The following is a 14,841-nucleotide window of genomic DNA, read 5'->3' as shown; positions in this document are numbered from 1 at the left end:
GCGAGGCTCCCAACACCCGATCCCATCCCGAACTCGGCCGTGAAACGCCTCAGCGCCGATGGTACTGCGTCTCAAGACGTGGGAGAGTAGGTCGCCGCCAGGTCACCACGGCACACGCCCGACCAAAGCCGGTCCGGACGCAGCGGAACGTTGTACAGTCACGCGACAATCGTCAGACCATTGACCCTCTCAGACACCCGCGGGGTGGAGCAGCCCGGTAGCTCGTCAGGCTCATAACCTGAAGGTCGCAGGTTCAAATCCTGCCCCCGCAACCAAACTTACTGATCGCAACGAAGGCCGACGCTTTGACAGCGTCGGCCTTCGTTGCGTTTAGGCTCTGCTGCCGGTGGATTGCTCTCGATCAGGCTCTCCTTCCGCGTTGTTGATGGCCGAGACGGTGATGCTATCGTTGGGGATGGCTGCGCGCGTGTTGAGGCTTTTCCCCGCTCCGATCAAGGACGTGGCCTTGGCCGGACTGTATCTGGCCGATGCGGTGCACACTCTCGGAAGTGCCGCAGCGCCGTTCGTCTATGCGAGCTTCGTCGGCAGCCTGGATGGGCGGATCGCGTTGCAGGATCAGCGCACCGGGGCAAGCCATCTTCCGGTCGAGATCACCAACGAGAACGACTTTCGCCTGTTCCTGGAATTGCAGGCACAAGCCGATTGCTTCGTCACGCATGGGGGGTACCTGCGGGACCTCGCGGCGGGGAGGCTGGATGATGTCCTGCAGATCGGAACACGCGACGGGGGGCGCGACCTTCCGCGCTGGAGGAAGGAGAAAGGCCTGTCCGCTCAGCCCTCCGTCGTGATCGCAAGCGCAAGCCTCGACTTTCCGATGCCGGAGTCCGTCGTCCGGGCGGGCCAGCGCGTCCTGATCGCGACCGGCCGGCAGGCGCCGCCCGACCGGGTCGAAGCGCTGCGCGCGCGCGGCTATCCGGTCATCATCGCCGGAGACGGTGCGTTTGTGGAGGGGGCACCACTGGTTCGGGAACTCGGCAGGCTTGGTTTCCGCAGCGTGTACTTGCTGGCCGGCCCCCGCATGTTGTCGACCACACTGCGAGACGGGGTGCTGTCGCGGCTTTACCTGACGATCGTGCACCGTCTCATGGGTGGCGAGAGCTTCCACACCATGGCGACGGGTCCCGAACTGGGCAGTGCCGGCCGTCTGCGTCTGTCGTCGCTTCACTACGACGCCTCGGCGCCGGACGGCATGGGACAGTGGTTCGTCCGCTTCGATCCGTCGCGCCCGGCCTGACCTCGGAAATCGCCTTTTCTCCTGGTCGTGCTGACCCGGCTACGCGTGCCGCCGATACACGAAAGGCTCGTCCCCGCGCCCCGACTCGTCCTCGGCAAGCGCGACGACGCGCGCGTGATCGGCCGACAATTCGCACACGGGATCGGTGGCGGCGGCGTCTCCGGCAATCGCGAGCGCCTGGCAGCGGCATCCGCCCCAGTCGATCTCCCGGCGGTCGCAATCCCGGCAAGGGGCTGGCATCCAACCCGTCCCGCGGAACCGTTCGAAAGCCGGAGAGTCCCGCCAGATGGCGCCGAGCGGTCGGTCGTGCACCGTCTCGAACGCAAGGCCGGGGATGGTCTCGGCGGCGTGGCAGGGCAGGACCTTGCCGGATGGCGTGATGTTCATGAAGCGCCGCCCCCATCCGCCCATGCAGGCCTTCGGCCGGCGGGCGTAATAGTCGGGTACGACGTAGTCCACGACCAGACGCCCGGAAAGCCCGGCCATCCGCTCCCGGACGACGGCGTCCATGCGGAGAAGCTGGTCGCGCGTCGGCATGAGGGCAGCGCGGTTCAGCAGCCCCCATCCGTAATACTGCACGTTGGCGACCTCGATGCGGCCGGCACCCAAATCCAAGGCGAGGTCGAAGAATTCGTCGGCGTGATCGATGTTGTGCCGATGCACGACGGCGTTCACCGTCAGGGCAAGACCCGCCTCGACCACGCTGCGGGCGGCGAGGCGCTTGCGTTCGTGGGCGCCCGGGAAACCGGCGACGCGGTCGTTCCCCTCCGGGCGCGTGTCCTGGAAACTGATCTGCACATGCTGGAGGCCTGCCGCCTTCAGGCGGTCCAACCGGCGGCGGTCGAGCGTGACGGCGGAGGTGATGAGGTTGCTGTACAGCCCGGCCTGGGTGGCGTGCTCCACCAGCGCTTCCAGGTCGGTGCGCGCGCAAGGCTCGCCGCCGGAGAAGTGGATTTGCAGAACCCCGATTTCGGCGGCTTCGTCCAGCACGCGCTTCCAACTGTCCGTGTCGAGTTCACCGGTCTTCGCGTCGAGCGACAGCGGGTTCGAACAGTAGGGACAAGCGAGCGGACAGCGGTGGGTCAGCTCGGCCAGAACGGCGTAGGGCGGATCGGGCACGGCCATGGCGCCGGGAATCCTCCTTCACCCAAATCGTCGATCATTCATCGGCACGGCGGGGAACGTCCAGCGGCAGCGGGGCCGAGGCGACCCGCTGCCGCTGGAAAGTCGGTCGCGGACATGCTCGTGCGATGGTGCGTTGCCGTCAGAGTTGGGCGCAGGCGTAGGCGTTGATCTCGGTGCCGACGGCGATTTCGTGGATTTTCGGTTTGCGCCAAGTCTTCATGATGCGCTCCCTCAGATCTCCAATGGATGAGGAGGGTGGTCGGTGGTTCCTGCCCTCTTAAGATAGCCTACTGGCCCAGTCATGCAACAGCCATGATACTTATGGATAGCCAGATGGAAAATGAGTATGGAGTATTTGATGTAAGAGTGCATTTATTATCATGGTTTGTTGCGGGATGCCTCGTCCTCCTTTGAAATCGTCGGGCGGTGGTCTCCGAATGCGTGCTTGAGCCGGATTGCCGGATCGCCGCACCATATGGCGCGCATCTGCGCAGAACGGTTTGGGCTTGATCCGATGAAGAGAACTGTTGTCCCGGTTGTGCTGGTCGCGACTCTGGTCGGCTTCGGCACGGCGCAGGCCGAGGAGGGGTATCCCACCCAAGCCCGCGTCGATTATGTCCTGGGTTGCATGGTGTCCAATGGCCAGGGTCCGGACGTCGTGCGCAAGTGTTCGTGCAGCATCGACGAGATTGCCGCGCACTTCCCCTACGACAGCTACGTCGCGGTCGAGACCGCGCGCGGCATGCAGGACGCCCCCGGCGAGCGCGCCTCGCTGATGCGCGACGTCGGGTGGATCAAGGATCTGCTGGACGAGTTCCGGCAGGTTCAGGTCGCCGCCGACCTGAAGTGCTTCTGACCGGTCCGGTTCTCCCCCTACGAACCGGAGTTGGCCCGGATCGGCCAGCTCTCATTGAAGATGCGTCCGTTCGAATCCTCGGCGATGACCTCCAGCGTGCCTTGTTCGTCAGGCACCAGGGAAAAATGGATGCTGGGGTCTTCGCTCAACGAAATGTCGGACTGCACGTCAAGCACCGGCGCTCCGTTGTAGCGGATGGCGATCCTTTTCACATAGTGGGCCGGGATGATGTAGTGATTGAGCTGGTCATACTGCATGCCGGTGTAGTTGGGGTGGCTGATCAGCAATTGCGCGGTCATCGGCTTTCCGGCGGCGATGCTGTCGGGCAGGTTCAGCTTCATCTTGCCCATGCGGGCGACGGTGAGTTGCGCGTTCTTCAGGGCCGGAGCCGAGCATCCCCCGGACGCCTTGACGAACTGGACGGTCCGGAGCAACCGTCCGTCGCCGGTCTCGGCGACGGCGGTGATGTTCGTGTAGGCGTCGACCCGCAAGCGGGTGTCGATGGTCTGTGGGCTGTCGCCCTGGGCGAAGCGGAAGGTTGCGGCCAGCGGCACCGGGTTGCCATCGACGATCAGATGAACCGCGGTCACCTGGATGCCGGCACCGGGAGCGGTCACGATGCGGACGGGAACCACCGCCGCGTCGTTGGCGCGCTTGGGCGCCTCCAGGCTGAGGAGCGGTCCGGCGTCCTCGACCGTACGGCCGGAGAAATACATGTCGCGCAGCATGTCCCAGCGCTCTTCCTGAGGCGAGGCCGCCAGAGCGGTTCCGGCGCCCAGGCACAGCCAAGCCGCTCCCGCCAGCGCGGCCGTTGCCGGCCCGGAGATGATCCGGTGCGATGCCGTCATGTTGTCCTCCCGTTTCATTCCCATTCCAATTCCGCGAAGGCCGCCGTCACGTTGCGCGGGTTGTAGGCATCGAACAGCCGCCAGTGCGGAGCTTCGTCGGAGGCGACCGTGTCGACCGCCTGCTGCATGGTTCCGTGAGCAGCCTGGACCGAGCGGACACCGGCGACGATCTGGTTCAGGTAGCGGCGCAGATCGGCCGCCGCGTCCGGCCAAGGGGCCGAGGGCGGTCCATGTCCGGGGACCACGCGCGCCGCCGGTTCCGCAGCCAGCGTATCCAACAGGCGGAGCCAGCCGAGGACGGAACCGTCGATGGCCGGCGCCCGATCCATGAACAGCAGGTCCCCGGTCCACAGCGTCGCGGTATACCGGTCGAGCACCGTCAGGTCGTTGTCCGTGTGCGCCACCGGGTGCGCGACCAGCTCCAGAACGCGCGCCCCCAGGTCGAGGTCCATACGGTCGGATACAACGACGGTCGGCGGGAGGAATTGCACCTCTCCGGCCGCCTCGGACCCGACCGCCGCTTCGAAGGACTTCCGGTAATGGCCGCTGCGCGCCATCAGGGCCGCCTGGAAATTGTGGTGCGCCACGAAATCCGGCTGGTCGGGCAGGAAGGCCGCGTTCCCCAGCGCATGGTCCGGGTGCATGTGGGTGTTGATGACATAGCGGATGGGCCGGTCGGTGCGGACCCGGATCGCCTCGCGCAGCCGTCGCCCGATCGTTGGGGAGCCGCCGGTGTCGATCACGGCGACCGCGTCGTCACCCACGATGAACCCGCAGTTGGCGATGTCGCCCACGTTGCCGGGATCGGTTTCCTCATGGCGGCCCGCATGCACGAAGATGCCGGGCGCCACTTCGAACATGGGCAATGGATCGGCCTGCGCGGGTGCTGCCCACAACAGCCAGACGCCCGATAGCCAGATGCCCAACACCCAAATGCGGGCCAACGCCGTGGGGGCGGGCGTTCGGAGGAACGCGGCCGTGCCAGCCATCGTCCGTTCCTGCATTTTGTCCATTTGAGCGAGTATGGGGCCGCGCCGAAGGGTGCAGCAATCGGGCAAAGGTGTTTGTGCGGCGCACCGTCAATCTCAGGAGAAGGGAGCATGATGCAGGGCCAGCCAGCCGACGCTGACGGCGGGCGCGTACCACCCGGCGCGCTCCCGCAAATCCGGCGCAACCGGCAGATGGGCTTCGAAGTCCCGATAGGCCGTCCCCCGGCGCTCGGCCAGACGCTTCACCAGGAGGCGGCCCACCCCGGCTCCCACGAGGGGCGGGGAGTCCGCCGCCAAGTCCCGGGACAGCACTTGGTCGAGCGCGTCCTCGATCTGCCGGAGCTGGCGTTCCGCGAGATGGCGGGCGAGGCGGCAGGCCGCCGGAAGACCGCCCGGCTCCAGGTCGTCGCCCACCATCCGCAGCAGCCGCCGTGCGCTGGCCTCGATGCCGTGGTCTCGCCCGTCCGCCGTGGGGTGCTGGTCGGCGCCCTCCGGCAGCGTTCGGGTCAGACGGTGGACGTCGGCCATGGTCGCGAACAGCTCCGCCATCAGCGTGCGCCAGCGCCCGTTGTGGGGAACGGCGCGGGCGACCGCCATGACCGGGGTGCGCACGATGCCGGTGTAGACCAACTCCCCGCTCTCCAGCCGCTCCGCGTCGGAATAGCCGGCGTGGCGCGGGCCGCCGCCGACCAGCGGGACGATGTCGGTGGTGGTGCTTCCGACATCCAGAAGGAGTCCGTCTCCGGCCCCGGCGGCCACCAGCGCCGTGGCGTACCAGTTGGCGGAGGCCACCGCGCCCGCGCAGTCCGGCACGGCTTCGGCGGGCACCAGTCCACGGGGGCCGGCGAAGAGGGTGAGGCTTGCCGCGGGCAGGGCGGAGCGCATCGCCACGGCGATGCGGCGCACGCCGTCCGCGCGGTCGTCGAACAGGTCGGCCAGTTCGCCGGTCATGGTCGCGGCGGCCCGTCGCGGCAGACCCCATTGGGCGAGCACCGCCCCGACGGCGGCTTCCAGCCGGTCGAGGCCCTGCCAGAGCGGACAGGGCCATTGACCGAGATCGCGGAGAGTCCCCGCCTCGTCGAACAGAGCCGCCTTCAGGTGCGCCCCGCCGATGTCCAGCCCGATCAGCCCGCCGCTCTCCATGCGTTACCCCTCCAGCGTCAAAAGGACCGGTTCGGTGCGCTCCACCGGCTTCGGCGGGACGGGCGGATCGCGCGCCAGATCCAGCACCGCCGCCGCGACGTTCAGTCCGGTCGCGCGCCGCAGCCCCGCATAGGATGTGGTGAGGCGCGGGTTGATCTCGACGATCATCGGCCCGCCGGGCCTGGCGATGACATCCACGCCGACGTAGCCGAACAGGCTGGGCAGCGCCGCCGCGACGCCCTGCGCGAGTCCGGACAGGGCCGGCGACGGCACCATCCCGCCGACGATGCCGCCGCCATAGGCGAAGGAGCCGTCGTGCAGCGAGATGGTCTGGCGGTTGACGGTCAGCAGCCATGCCCGCCCGTCGCGGCAGAGCATCGACAGGCTGGCGGGCGTGCCGGGCTGGAAGGGCTGCACCACGAAGCCGGAGCGGTCGGCCATGCCGCGCCACCGGTCCCATTCGGAGCGGTCGTGGATCAGCCGGGTCTCGATGCATCCGGCCCCGTCGTCCGGCTTGACGACCCAGGGGCCGTCCCACGGCGGTCCACCCGCGCCGAGGGTGCCGACCCGCCGGACCGGCACGACAGGCAGCCCGGCTTCGGACAGGGCGGCGGCGGTCGCCGCCTTGCTGGACGCGACGGCCACCGCGTCGGCGCGGCTGTTGAGAAGGCGGCGCCCGGCGGCCTCGACCATGCGGCTGAAGCGCTCCAGCGCGCCGTCGGTTTCCGGAGCGATGGGCCACACGGCTTCCGCTTCCCGGGCGAGATGCTCCCAAAGGGTCCAGGACTCGCGCGGGTCGGTGACGGTTATGCTGCGGACGGGCGCCGACCATGTCTGTGGAGGCAGCGGCGGCAGGCGGGCGTCGCGCGTGACCGTGACCTCCACTCCCGGCACCTCCAGCAGGTCGGCGACCAGGGCGCGGAGCATCAGGTCGCCTTCGCGGGCGAGGCTGGCGGGGATGGGGGCGTCCGGCGGCATGCCGCCGCCGGTCACGAATTCACAGACCAGGATGCGCATGCCGTCCGCCAAGGAGATGCCAAGGGAGGGGAAGCTGTTCCACGTCGTTCCGGTGATCGACCTGAGGGGTGGCGGGGTGGTTCACGCGCGCCGCGGCGAGCGGGGCCGCTACCCGCCGCTGCGCTCGTCGCTGTGCGCCGGCAACGATCCGGTGGATGTGGTCGGCGGGCTTCTCGGCCTGCATCCGTTCCGAACCGTCTATGCGGCCGATCTCGACGCCATCGAAGGGGCGGGGGACAACCGGGCGGCGCTGGCGCGGCTGAAGGCGGCTTTTCCGGAGACCGGCTTCTGGGTGGACGGCGGGTTCCGCAGCGCGGATTCGGTGCGCGGCTTCGTCGCGTCGGGGCTGGGCGATGCCGTGCTCGGCAGCGAGGGGCTGGAGGGGCTGGAACCGCTGGCGGCGCTGAAGGCCGATCCCGCGGCGTGGACGCGCGTGATCCTCTCGCTCGACTTCCGCGACCGGTTCGTCGGGCCTCCGGACCTGCTGGAGCGCGCCGAGCTGTGGCCGGACCGGGTCATCGCCATGACCCTCGCCCGCGTCGGGTCCGGCGAGGGACCGGACTGGACCCGTCTTGCGGAGGTCGGGCGGGCCAACCCGCAGGCGCGCCTGTTCGCCGCCGGTGGCGTGCGCGACGGCAACGACCTTCGGGAGCTTGCGGCGCGCGGCAGCGCCGGCGCCCTGGTGGCGACGGCGCTGCACGACGGCCGCATCGACGGCGCGGCGCTGGAGGCCCTGGCCCGGTGAGCCGGTCACGCGGCGAAGGGGTGCTTCACCTTGTCCTTCTGACTCATCAGATCCTGCGCGCTGGGGAAGCTCGCCACCGCGCGTTCGATGGCTTCCTTCGTGGCGCGGTAGTTGTAGTCCTGGATCTTGGCGTTGTCCTTGGCTTCCCAATGGATGAAGACGCCGACGCAGATGAAGATGTTGTCGATCTCCTCCTGCGGGATGGTGCCTTCGGCCACGCAGTCGGCCACGGCCTTCGCGACGGCGTGCTGGGCGGGGCCGAACATCTGCACCGCCTGTTCGGCACCCTTGATGGTGACCTTGTTGAACAGGATGGTGGCCGGCTTGCACATCAGGTTGGGCGCGACGACGGCGAGCAGGGACGTGAAACCGTCCTTGTTGTTGGTCAGGGCGTTGCAGAACGCCGTCTCCACGGCGCTGCCGCGCGGTCCCATGATGAGGTCGATGTGGGCCACTTCGTTCCCATCACCGACCAGCGATTCACCGACGAGCACGCGGTTGATCTTGGTGGACTGTCCTCCCCACATCGGCATGACCTTTCTCCCTAGCGTTGTCGGCGCTCTTCGCGGAGCGCGTCTTTTCGAAGAGCTTCCGTTATGTCGGGCGGCTACGGCGATTGCATGAGCCAGAACGCAAGAAGGCAACCCACGACAATATCCGCGGTCGTTCCCGGGTTGACGCCATTGTATTTGAGTTCCCTGTCCAGTTCCGCCAAGCGCGATCGCGTTAGCGTGAATGCACGATCCGGCCCCGTGTTTTCTCTCAATTCCGAAGCTCGGGAGCGTAACCATTCAGCACGCTCCCGCCCGTATTTTCGGATGACATGGCTGTCGGGCGTGGTGGCGAGGAATTCGATGAAGAGCCGCTCCGTGGCGTGCTCGTAACTTGCACCCGCGTCCAGCCACCGCCGGAGGAACGGCACGCCCGTTTCGAAGACGTCCGCGAAGCCCGTCGCGTACTGCCGGGCGATGCGGTCGCGGTCCTGCGCCTCCCGCATGGCGGCGAGCAGGGTCACCCGCGCCGGGGTGTGCACGTCCGCTCCCTCCACACGGCCCAGACCGGCGGGTTCGGCCAACGCGATGGATCGGAACGTAAGCTCCGCGTCGGCCACGGTCAGGCTTGCAAGAACATGCTCCAGCCGCTCGCGCAGGGTGCCGCCTTCAATCTGCGCGGCCTGGGCCAGCGGGGCGGCCAGCAGCAGGATGCCGAGGTTGGTGTTGCAGCCGGCGACCGTCCGCGTGGCGGCCACCGCCTGGAAAATCCGCTCCCCGACGCTCAGCCCCGGCTGCGCGAGGATGGGCGCGGTCGCGTCGGCGCTGGCGGCGAACTGGGCGACGGTCATGCCGTGGCCGTCCCCGTGAATGTGGACGTTGCCGGGTTTCAGCGCGCGCAACTCCAGATGGCAGGCGGCGCGGTAGGCGCCGGCCATCCCGGATTTGTGGTCAGGGGGTATCGGCGCCCAGTCGATCATGCGTGCCCACCCTTTCGACGAAATCGGCAGCCAGGGCGTCGGCGATGTCCACCGCGCTGACCCGTTGCAGCCCCTGCCACGCCGGCATGCTGTTGACCTCCAGCAGCAGCCAGCGGCCCTCGCGGTCCTGGATCAGGTCCACACCGGCATAGCCGGCGCCGACCACCCGCGCGGCGTGCACGGCGAGAGCGGCGGCCTCGTCGTCGTGGGGAGCGGCCTCGCAGGAAGCGCCCTGGTGGACGTTGGTGACCCAACTCCGCCCATGCCGGTTCATCGCGGCGACCGCCCGTCCGCCCGCCACGAACACCCGCCGGTCCCGCCACGCGCCCTCCGTCCGCGGCGGGATGAAGGGCTGGAGGTAGTAGACCCCGGCGACCTGTTCGGCGTCGGGCAGAACCTCCGGCCCGTCCAGCCGCAGCAGGCCGCGCCCCTGCGCGCCGAACAGCGGCTTCAGCACCTGATCGGGGGCGTGGTCCAGAATGCGCCGGGCCGGTTCGGCGTCCTGCGCGGCGAGGGCGGGCGGGGTCGGCAGGCCGGCGCGGGCCAGCAGGAAGCTCGTCATGCTCTTATCCACGCAGCGTTCGATGGCGCGGGCGTCATTGTAGACCGGCACCCCGAGGCCGCGCAGCGCGTGGAGCACGCCCAGGCGCAGCGTCACCTGCTCGAAGCTGCCCTGACCCACCGCGCGGACGAACACGCCCGCCGGCAGCGCGTCCTCGAAGCCGGGGATCAGCAGCCCGGTCGCCGTGTAGCCCGCCGCGATCCCGCAGCGCCGTGGCGGGACACAGCGGCAGGGCAGGCCGCGCGCCTCGATGGCGCGGACCAGGCGAGGGGTGTGCCAATCGGGCCGTTCGGTGAGGATCAGGGCGGCGTGCTCACCGGACATCGCGGAACGAGCGCTCCACGAGGGTCTGGTCCAGGTTCCCGCCATGGAAGCTGCGCCCGCTGTCCAGCGCGGTGACGATCACGCGCGCCGGGCTGAACAGCATGGAATCGATGGCGTAGAAGTCGCCCTTCGCCGCCGCGAAGACCTCCGCGAAGGGGCGCCCATGGTCCCGCGAGGCGGAGGATGGCAGGCGGCGCGCCAGATCCTCCGCCTCGCCGTCCGGGCCGGTGACGTGCAGATGGACCGTGCCCCCGTAGAGGATCGCGTCGTTGGTGCGGCCCATCGCGGTGAGGAATCCGCCGCCCGGCGGCGGAAGCGGCGCCATGCCGACGCCGTCCATGACGCGGTCGAGCGGAAAGCCGAGGGCGTGCAGCTTGTGCAGGGCGACCTCCAGCACGCGGGCGACCACCTGGGTGGTCCCGGCGAGGCTCTGGGTCGGGGTGAGGACCAGCGTCAGCCCCTCCGTGGCGATGCCGCAGGTGGAGGCGATGCGGGCGACCAGCTCGGCGGGCGGCACCGCCGCCACCTCCATGACGAAGGCCGCCGTATCGGCGGTGTCGCGGTATCCCAACTCGTCGAACAGAGCCTCCTGCCGGGCCAGCGCGCGGCCGGGGCCGGAGCCCAGCGCGAAGAAGACGTCCTTGCCGCTGCCGTGGCTGAGGCTCCAGCCGGCGTATTGGCTGCCGAGGCAGGCCAGCACCGGCTGGGCGCTGTGGACCGTGACGCCGAACGGCCAGAACGGAGAGCCGGGCACCGCGCCCAGCGTCACCCGCCCAAGGCCGCCCATGCACAGTTCGGCGATGCGCCGCCCGGCCTCCAGCCCGCCCGGATGGCCTATCCCGGCATCGACGACGCAGGCTCCGCCGACGTGCCGGATGCCGAGGCGCAGCACGGCGGCGTTGGCCACCAGCCGTTCGACCAGCGGTGCCGCGAGCGCCGCAAGGCTCGGGCGTGGGTCAGCAGAGGTGTTGGTGGTCATGATTGCATCTCCATCGCGGCAAGGGCCGCCAGTTGCCGCCGCCGCCGCTCGGCGTGGCGCCGCGCCGCGCCGGCGCTTGGCCCATCGCCCAGAACCGTGCAGACCGGCTCGCCGTGCGCGATGATGGCCGGTGGCGCGGGACGGTCGGCGGCCCAGGCGGGCCAGCGCGTGCCGGTTCCGATCCGTGTGGGAGCGTCGGCGTAGAGCACCGCCGCCGCCCGGCACCCCCACGGTGCGGGCAGGAGGTCGGGCAGGCGTCCGGCGCAGGCGTCCAGGTGAAGGCCGAACAGCGGCGGCATCGGCGGACGGTCGAAGACGTCCAGCGTCGCCCCCGGTCTCGGGTTGATCTCCAACAGATGGAGGTCCGGCCCGTTCACCAGAAAATCGGCGCTGTTCAGCCCGACCAGCCCGAAAGCCGCCACGAGCCGGTTCATCATGTCGGGCAGGGTCCGGGTCAGCCGTTCCGGACAACGCCAAGGCCCGGCGGCCCCGCCGTAGCGGTAGGGGCTTTCCGTGGTGGGCGCGGTCCATTGCCGGCTCAGCCCGACGAGAACGGCCCGGCTTCCGTCCGCAAGGAAGAGCACCGACACGGCATGACCGGCGACGCGGCGCTGGAGGTACCAGCCCGGCGGGGCCTCCGCCGTCCATGCTGGGGTGATGTGACCGCCGCCGCTGCCGCCGATCCGCTTCAGCAGATGGTCGCCGGGCGGCCCGTCCAGCGCCCGCGCGACGGGAGGATGAGGGATGCCCAGCCGGTCCAGCGCCGCGGCGAAGTGGAACGGGTCCTTCACGCGCGCCACCACATCGGCCCGGTTGCCGAGCAGGGGGCGATCCGCCGCGACGCGCTCCAGAAGGGCCGGGTCGTCCTCGAATCCGGCGCCGCAGGCCAGCGGCAGGCCGCGCAGCTCCGCCCGCTCCAAGGCGTCGAGGAGTCCGCCGGGAGACATCCGGAGGCAGGGGGCCGCAAGCCGGCGGGTGTCCAGATCGGCGAACAGGTCGATGGCCGCCGGGCGCCGTCCGGCGCGCCGGGCAGCGGCGGCCAGCGCCCGTGCCGACAAGGCCGCGACGACGATGTCCGGCTTTTCAGCCGGCGATCCGGCGGGCGGCATCGTAGGCATGGCGGAAATCCAGATATTCGGCCTTCTCCGCCACGGCGAGGCGCATCAGCAGGGCGTGCTGGACCCGGAACTTGACGGCGCCGATGGCCAGCGCGCCGACACCGACACCGCGCCCGCCGGGAAGCGGCGCGCCGTCGTCCTTGGCGCCCACCCCCTCGATCCCCGGCGGGGGAACGGCGTTGATGTCCGCCGCGGCCATCAGGCGGCCCGCCGCGGCGAGGTTGCGCGCCGACAGGATTTGCAGGCCCGCCCGCCCGCAGCCGAACACCACCTCCGCATCGGCGAGCAGCGCTTCCTTGGCCGCGTCGTCGGGAGCGTCGGCGCAGTGCAACTCCACCCCGAAACGCCGGCGGAACTCGGCGGCCTTGGGTTCCACGCCCGACAGGCCGCGGTGGCTGACCAGCGTGACGCGGGCTCCGGCCAGGGCGGCGATCACCCCGGCGATCCCGCCGACCACGCCGGTCGCACCGAAGACCTGCACGTTCACCCCCTTGATCCCGTCGGGCCGGCTGCGGCGCAGGGCGCGCTCCACCACGGCGACCATGGCGCCCGCCGTGGTGAAGGCGCCGGAGGGGTCGACCATCACGGAAATGGTGAAGGGCGGGAACATGGCCTTGCGGGCCGCCTCCATCATGTCGAGCGCCACCACGGCGTCGCGCCCGCCGATGAACAGCCCGGTCCGCACCGCGTTGGCCGGGTCGCGGGAGAACATGGCGTCCTGGGTGATGCCGGGAACCTCCTCCGGCGTGACGCCGGTGTAGGGGAACAGGGGGCCCATGCCGGCGTCCGCCGCCATGTTGACGTCGAAGGGGCTGACGTGCTTCAGCGGAGTCAGCATGTGGAGAACGTAGGGTGCGGCCATCGCGCGCCTCCCGCTTGGTCGTATGAGGGGTTCAGGAGGCCCGCAGCGCCACCCGTCCGGTGGTGGATTCCAGCGTCGCGCCGTCGTTGCGGCCACGGGTCAGGCGGAAGTCCAGCGACGACCCCGCCCAGCGGCGCCTCGCCTCCGCCAGCAGGGCCTCGGCGCGGCGGGAGTCGCCGACGATGGCGAAGCCGGTCGGTCCCCAGGACGTCTGTCCGACGCCGGGAATGCCCTCGGCCTCCAGCCATGCCAGTGCGTCGGCCACCAGCGGGCTGGTGAAGCGTCCGCCTTGAACCGGGGCGAAATGGTCGCCCACGGTGCGTTGCATCTCGCCCACGGCCTGCCCGAAGCGGTCGGCGTCGCCTTCGATCAGCGCCGGAAGGGCGGCCATGACCATCAGGCGGCACAGATGCCCCGCCCGCTCCGCCGGAAAGGGTGGCAGCGCCTTGAAGGCCTGGACCTCGGCGGTGCCGTGCAGCCCCTGGCCGTCCCGGTGGAGGATCAGCAGGACGCGCCAGGAGTCCGGAAAGGGCAGGCGCGCGAGGATGGGCGGCGGATCGTCGCCGGCCCCCCGGCCACCGTCCAGGATGACGCCGCCGTTCTCGAAGGCGCCGATCCCGATCCCGGAGCGGGCGCCGCGCTCAAGCTCCGCGGCGAGCCGGCGGACCGTCAGGGGCCGTCCGTGCAGGTGTGCCAGGGCGGTGCCGACCGCGAGGCCGAGCTGCGTTCCGGAGCCCAGCCCGACATGCTCGGGAATGGCTTCCTCCACCGTCAGTTCGGCACGGGTGGGCCAGCGGAAGCGGTCGCAGACCGCCCGCGCGGCCTTCAGCGCACGCTCCGCCGACGGGCCGCTTGCGCAAAGGCGGTCGGACGGGCGCACCCGGACGGTCGTCGCCATCCCGTCGAGCGTCAGCCCCAGGCTGCCGAACCGCCGGCCCAGACCGCCGTTCATGTCGAGGAAACCCAGATGAAGCCGCGCGGGAGCCGTGACCCGCACCTCCCTTGCTTCGTCGACGCCGAGAGGCATGAGAACCTCATTCGTTCAAGGAAAGTTGCGTCGTTTTTTCAATCATGATAATCTTGTGTCAAAAAAAGACCCCGATCCAATAGTATATACCTCTTCGGGGTGAGGACTGTTCGGTCACTTCGGGGAGGAAGACATGACCGCGGTTCAGGAAACCACCTATTCCGATGCGCAGATCGTTGAGCGGTTGCAGCAAATACTGCCGCGGTGGCGGTATGAAGACGGCTGGATTCGCCGGAAGTACAAGACGAACAGTTGGAAGGGCACCCTGATGGTGGTCAACGCGGTCGGCCATCTGGCCGAGGCCGCGTGGCACCATCCGGACCTCACCGTCTCCTACGCCTGGGTCGAGGTGCGGCTGAAGACCCACACGGCCAAGGGCATCACCGACAAGGACTTCGAACTCGCCCGCAAGATCGAGGAGGTCGTCCAATGGCAGCCCGCCCGGGAGGGCGGCGCGCTGGAGGGAACGCCCAGGGACGATCTGCGCTTCGCCTACATCAAGTACGACTGACGGCACCGG

Annotated in this window: 17 protein-coding genes, 1 tRNA gene and 1 rRNA gene; 6 read left to right on the top strand and 13 right to left on the bottom strand. The window is 69.6% G+C overall.

All coding sequences use genetic code 11. The features are described from left to right. The 3 genes from rrf to DS843_RS25835 all read left to right on the top strand — a co-directional run. Positions 1-103: ribosomal RNA gene (gene rrf / locus DS843_RS25845) — 5S ribosomal RNA — on the top strand; the annotation flags it as partial. A gap of 95 nt (positions 104-198) precedes the next feature. Further along, positions 199-275 (top strand) — tRNA-Met (locus DS843_RS25840). Positions 276-385: 110 nt separating this feature from the next. Then, a complete protein-coding gene (locus DS843_RS25835) occupies positions 386-1,255 on the top strand; it encodes a RibD family protein (protein WP_286192322.1) in 870 nt (289 codons plus the stop codon). Between the two features lie 39 nt (positions 1,256-1,294). Here the strand turns inward: DS843_RS25835 and pqqE are convergent, their stop codons facing one another. After that, positions 1,295-2,380, bottom strand: a complete 1,086-nt coding sequence (gene pqqE, locus DS843_RS25830; RefSeq protein ID WP_149471688.1) for a pyrroloquinoline quinone biosynthesis protein PqqE — start codon at positions 2,378-2,380, stop codon at positions 1,295-1,297. Positions 2,381-2,519: 139 nt separating this feature from the next. Next, positions 2,520-2,600, bottom strand: coding sequence for a pyrroloquinoline quinone precursor peptide PqqA (pqqA, locus tag DS843_RS25825; RefSeq protein WP_149471704.1), 81 nt, complete (start codon positions 2,598-2,600; stop codon positions 2,520-2,522). Positions 2,601-2,894: 294 nt separating this feature from the next. Between pqqA and DS843_RS25820 the strand changes: the two genes are divergently transcribed. Continuing rightward, positions 2,895-3,236, top strand: a complete 342-nt coding sequence (locus tag DS843_RS25820; RefSeq protein ID WP_286192321.1) for a hypothetical protein — start codon at positions 2,895-2,897, stop codon at positions 3,234-3,236. A 17-nt stretch (positions 3,237-3,253) separates the two neighbouring features. Here the strand turns inward: DS843_RS25820 and DS843_RS25815 are convergent, their stop codons facing one another. From DS843_RS25815 to DS843_RS25800, 4 genes are all read right to left on the bottom strand, one after another. After that, positions 3,254-4,084, bottom strand: a complete 831-nt coding sequence (locus tag DS843_RS25815; RefSeq protein WP_149471687.1) for a quinoprotein dehydrogenase-associated SoxYZ-like carrier — start codon at positions 4,082-4,084, stop codon at positions 3,254-3,256. 14 nt (positions 4,085-4,098) lie between these two features. Next, entirely contained in the window at positions 4,099-5,073 is a 975-nt protein-coding gene (locus DS843_RS25810) for a quinoprotein relay system zinc metallohydrolase 2 (RefSeq protein WP_286192320.1), read from the bottom strand. Between the two features lie 96 nt (positions 5,074-5,169). Beyond that, entirely contained in the window at positions 5,170-6,216 is a 1,047-nt protein-coding gene (locus tag DS843_RS25805) for a hydantoinase/oxoprolinase family protein (RefSeq protein ID WP_149471686.1), read from the bottom strand. A gap of 3 nt (positions 6,217-6,219) precedes the next feature. Continuing rightward, positions 6,220-7,233 (bottom strand): ATP-grasp domain-containing protein, encoded by a 1,014-nt coding sequence (locus DS843_RS25800; RefSeq protein WP_149471685.1) that lies wholly within the window; start codon positions 7,231-7,233, stop codon positions 6,220-6,222. On the opposite strand from DS843_RS25800, the gene DS843_RS25795 reads away from it, so the two are divergent. Beyond that, positions 7,232-7,978, top strand: coding sequence for a HisA/HisF-related TIM barrel protein (locus DS843_RS25795; protein WP_286192319.1), 747 nt, complete (start codon positions 7,232-7,234; stop codon positions 7,976-7,978). The genes DS843_RS25800 and DS843_RS25795 overlap by 2 nt on opposite strands. Positions 7,979-7,983: 5 nt before the next feature. Here the strand turns inward: DS843_RS25795 and fae are convergent, their stop codons facing one another. From fae to DS843_RS25760, 7 genes are all read right to left on the bottom strand, one after another. Continuing rightward, complete coding sequence (gene fae, locus DS843_RS25790) at positions 7,984-8,511, bottom strand: formaldehyde-activating enzyme (protein WP_281416110.1); 528 nt, start codon at positions 8,509-8,511, stop codon at positions 7,984-7,986. 74 nt (positions 8,512-8,585) lie between these two features. Further along, positions 8,586-9,449, bottom strand: coding sequence for a triphosphoribosyl-dephospho-CoA synthase (locus DS843_RS25785; protein ID WP_208852321.1), 864 nt, complete (start codon positions 9,447-9,449; stop codon positions 8,586-8,588). Further along, positions 9,421-10,335, bottom strand: a complete 915-nt coding sequence (locus tag DS843_RS25780) for an ATP-grasp domain-containing protein (protein WP_149471684.1) — start codon at positions 10,333-10,335, stop codon at positions 9,421-9,423. The genes DS843_RS25785 and DS843_RS25780 overlap by 29 nt, the downstream gene beginning before the upstream one ends. Beyond that, the gene (gene mch / locus DS843_RS25775; protein WP_149471683.1) at positions 10,325-11,314 is read right to left on the bottom strand and encodes a methenyltetrahydromethanopterin cyclohydrolase; all 990 of its coding nucleotides are present in this window, start codon (positions 11,312-11,314) and stop codon (positions 10,325-10,327) included. Before mch ends, DS843_RS25780 begins: the two co-directional genes overlap by 11 nt. After that, a complete protein-coding gene (locus DS843_RS25770; protein ID WP_286192318.1) occupies positions 11,311-12,432 on the bottom strand; it encodes an ATP-grasp domain-containing protein in 1,122 nt (373 codons plus the stop codon). Before DS843_RS25770 ends, mch begins: the two co-directional genes overlap by 4 nt. Then, the gene (locus DS843_RS25765) at positions 12,398-13,294 is read right to left on the bottom strand and encodes an NAD(P)-dependent methylenetetrahydromethanopterin dehydrogenase (RefSeq protein WP_149471682.1); all 897 of its coding nucleotides are present in this window, start codon (positions 13,292-13,294) and stop codon (positions 12,398-12,400) included. Before DS843_RS25765 ends, DS843_RS25770 begins: the two co-directional genes overlap by 35 nt. Positions 13,295-13,325: 31 nt before the next feature. Continuing rightward, complete coding sequence (locus DS843_RS25760; RefSeq protein ID WP_149471681.1) at positions 13,326-14,321, bottom strand: beta-ribofuranosylaminobenzene 5'-phosphate synthase family protein; 996 nt, start codon at positions 14,319-14,321, stop codon at positions 13,326-13,328. A 133-nt stretch (positions 14,322-14,454) separates the two neighbouring features. On the opposite strand from DS843_RS25760, the gene DS843_RS25755 reads away from it, so the two are divergent. Then, the gene (locus DS843_RS25755; protein ID WP_149471680.1) at positions 14,455-14,832 is read left to right on the top strand and encodes a 4a-hydroxytetrahydrobiopterin dehydratase; all 378 of its coding nucleotides are present in this window, start codon (positions 14,455-14,457) and stop codon (positions 14,830-14,832) included. Positions 14,833-14,841 lie beyond the last annotated feature (9 nt).

The organism is Roseomonas genomospecies 6 (assembly GCF_008365375.1).
In the GTDB taxonomy this organism is placed as follows: domain Bacteria; phylum Pseudomonadota; class Alphaproteobacteria; order Azospirillales; family Azospirillaceae; genus Azospirillum.
The sequence above is the reverse complement of the archived record's forward strand: the minus strand, read 5'-3'. Positions and strand labels throughout refer to the sequence as shown.

Excerpts from the sequence above, each read along its gene's own strand:
- DS843_RS25755 (WP_149471680.1), top strand. The coding sequence starts at position 14,455 with ATGACCGCGGTTCAGGAAACCACCTATTCCGATGCGCAGATCGTTGAG.
- DS843_RS25770 (WP_286192318.1), bottom strand. The coding sequence starts at position 12,432 with ATGCCTACGATGCCGCCCGCCGGATCGCCGGCTGAAAAGCCGGACATC.
- DS843_RS25760 (WP_149471681.1), bottom strand. The coding sequence starts at position 14,321 with ATGCCTCTCGGCGTCGACGAAGCAAGGGAGGTGCGGGTCACGGCTCCC.
- pqqE (WP_149471688.1), bottom strand. The coding sequence starts at position 2,380 with ATGGCCGTGCCCGATCCGCCCTACGCCGTTCTGGCCGAGCTGACCCAC.
- pqqA (WP_149471704.1), bottom strand. The coding sequence starts at position 2,600 with ATGAAGACTTGGCGCAAACCGAAAATCCACGAAATCGCCGTCGGCACC.
- DS843_RS25800 (WP_149471685.1), bottom strand. The coding sequence starts at position 7,233 with ATGCGCATCCTGGTCTGTGAATTCGTGACCGGCGGCGGCATGCCGCCG.
- fae (WP_281416110.1), bottom strand. The coding sequence starts at position 8,511 with ATGCCGATGTGGGGAGGACAGTCCACCAAGATCAACCGCGTGCTCGTC.
- DS843_RS25765 (WP_149471682.1), bottom strand. The coding sequence starts at position 13,294 with ATGGCCGCACCCTACGTTCTCCACATGCTGACTCCGCTGAAGCACGTC.
- DS843_RS25795 (WP_286192319.1), top strand. The coding sequence starts at position 7,232 with ATGCCGTCCGCCAAGGAGATGCCAAGGGAGGGGAAGCTGTTCCACGTC.
- DS843_RS25785 (WP_208852321.1), bottom strand. The coding sequence starts at position 9,449 with ATGATCGACTGGGCGCCGATACCCCCTGACCACAAATCCGGGATGGCC.
- DS843_RS25820 (WP_286192321.1), top strand. The coding sequence starts at position 2,895 with ATGAAGAGAACTGTTGTCCCGGTTGTGCTGGTCGCGACTCTGGTCGGC.
- DS843_RS25810 (WP_286192320.1), bottom strand. The coding sequence starts at position 5,073 with ATGGCTGGCACGGCCGCGTTCCTCCGAACGCCCGCCCCCACGGCGTTG.
- DS843_RS25815 (WP_149471687.1), bottom strand. The coding sequence starts at position 4,084 with ATGACGGCATCGCACCGGATCATCTCCGGGCCGGCAACGGCCGCGCTG.
- mch (WP_149471683.1), bottom strand. The coding sequence starts at position 11,314 with ATGACCACCAACACCTCTGCTGACCCACGCCCGAGCCTTGCGGCGCTC.
- DS843_RS25835 (WP_286192322.1), top strand. The coding sequence starts at position 386 with ATGGCCGAGACGGTGATGCTATCGTTGGGGATGGCTGCGCGCGTGTTG.
- DS843_RS25805 (WP_149471686.1), bottom strand. The coding sequence starts at position 6,216 with ATGGAGAGCGGCGGGCTGATCGGGCTGGACATCGGCGGGGCGCACCTG.
- DS843_RS25780 (WP_149471684.1), bottom strand. The coding sequence starts at position 10,335 with ATGTCCGGTGAGCACGCCGCCCTGATCCTCACCGAACGGCCCGATTGG.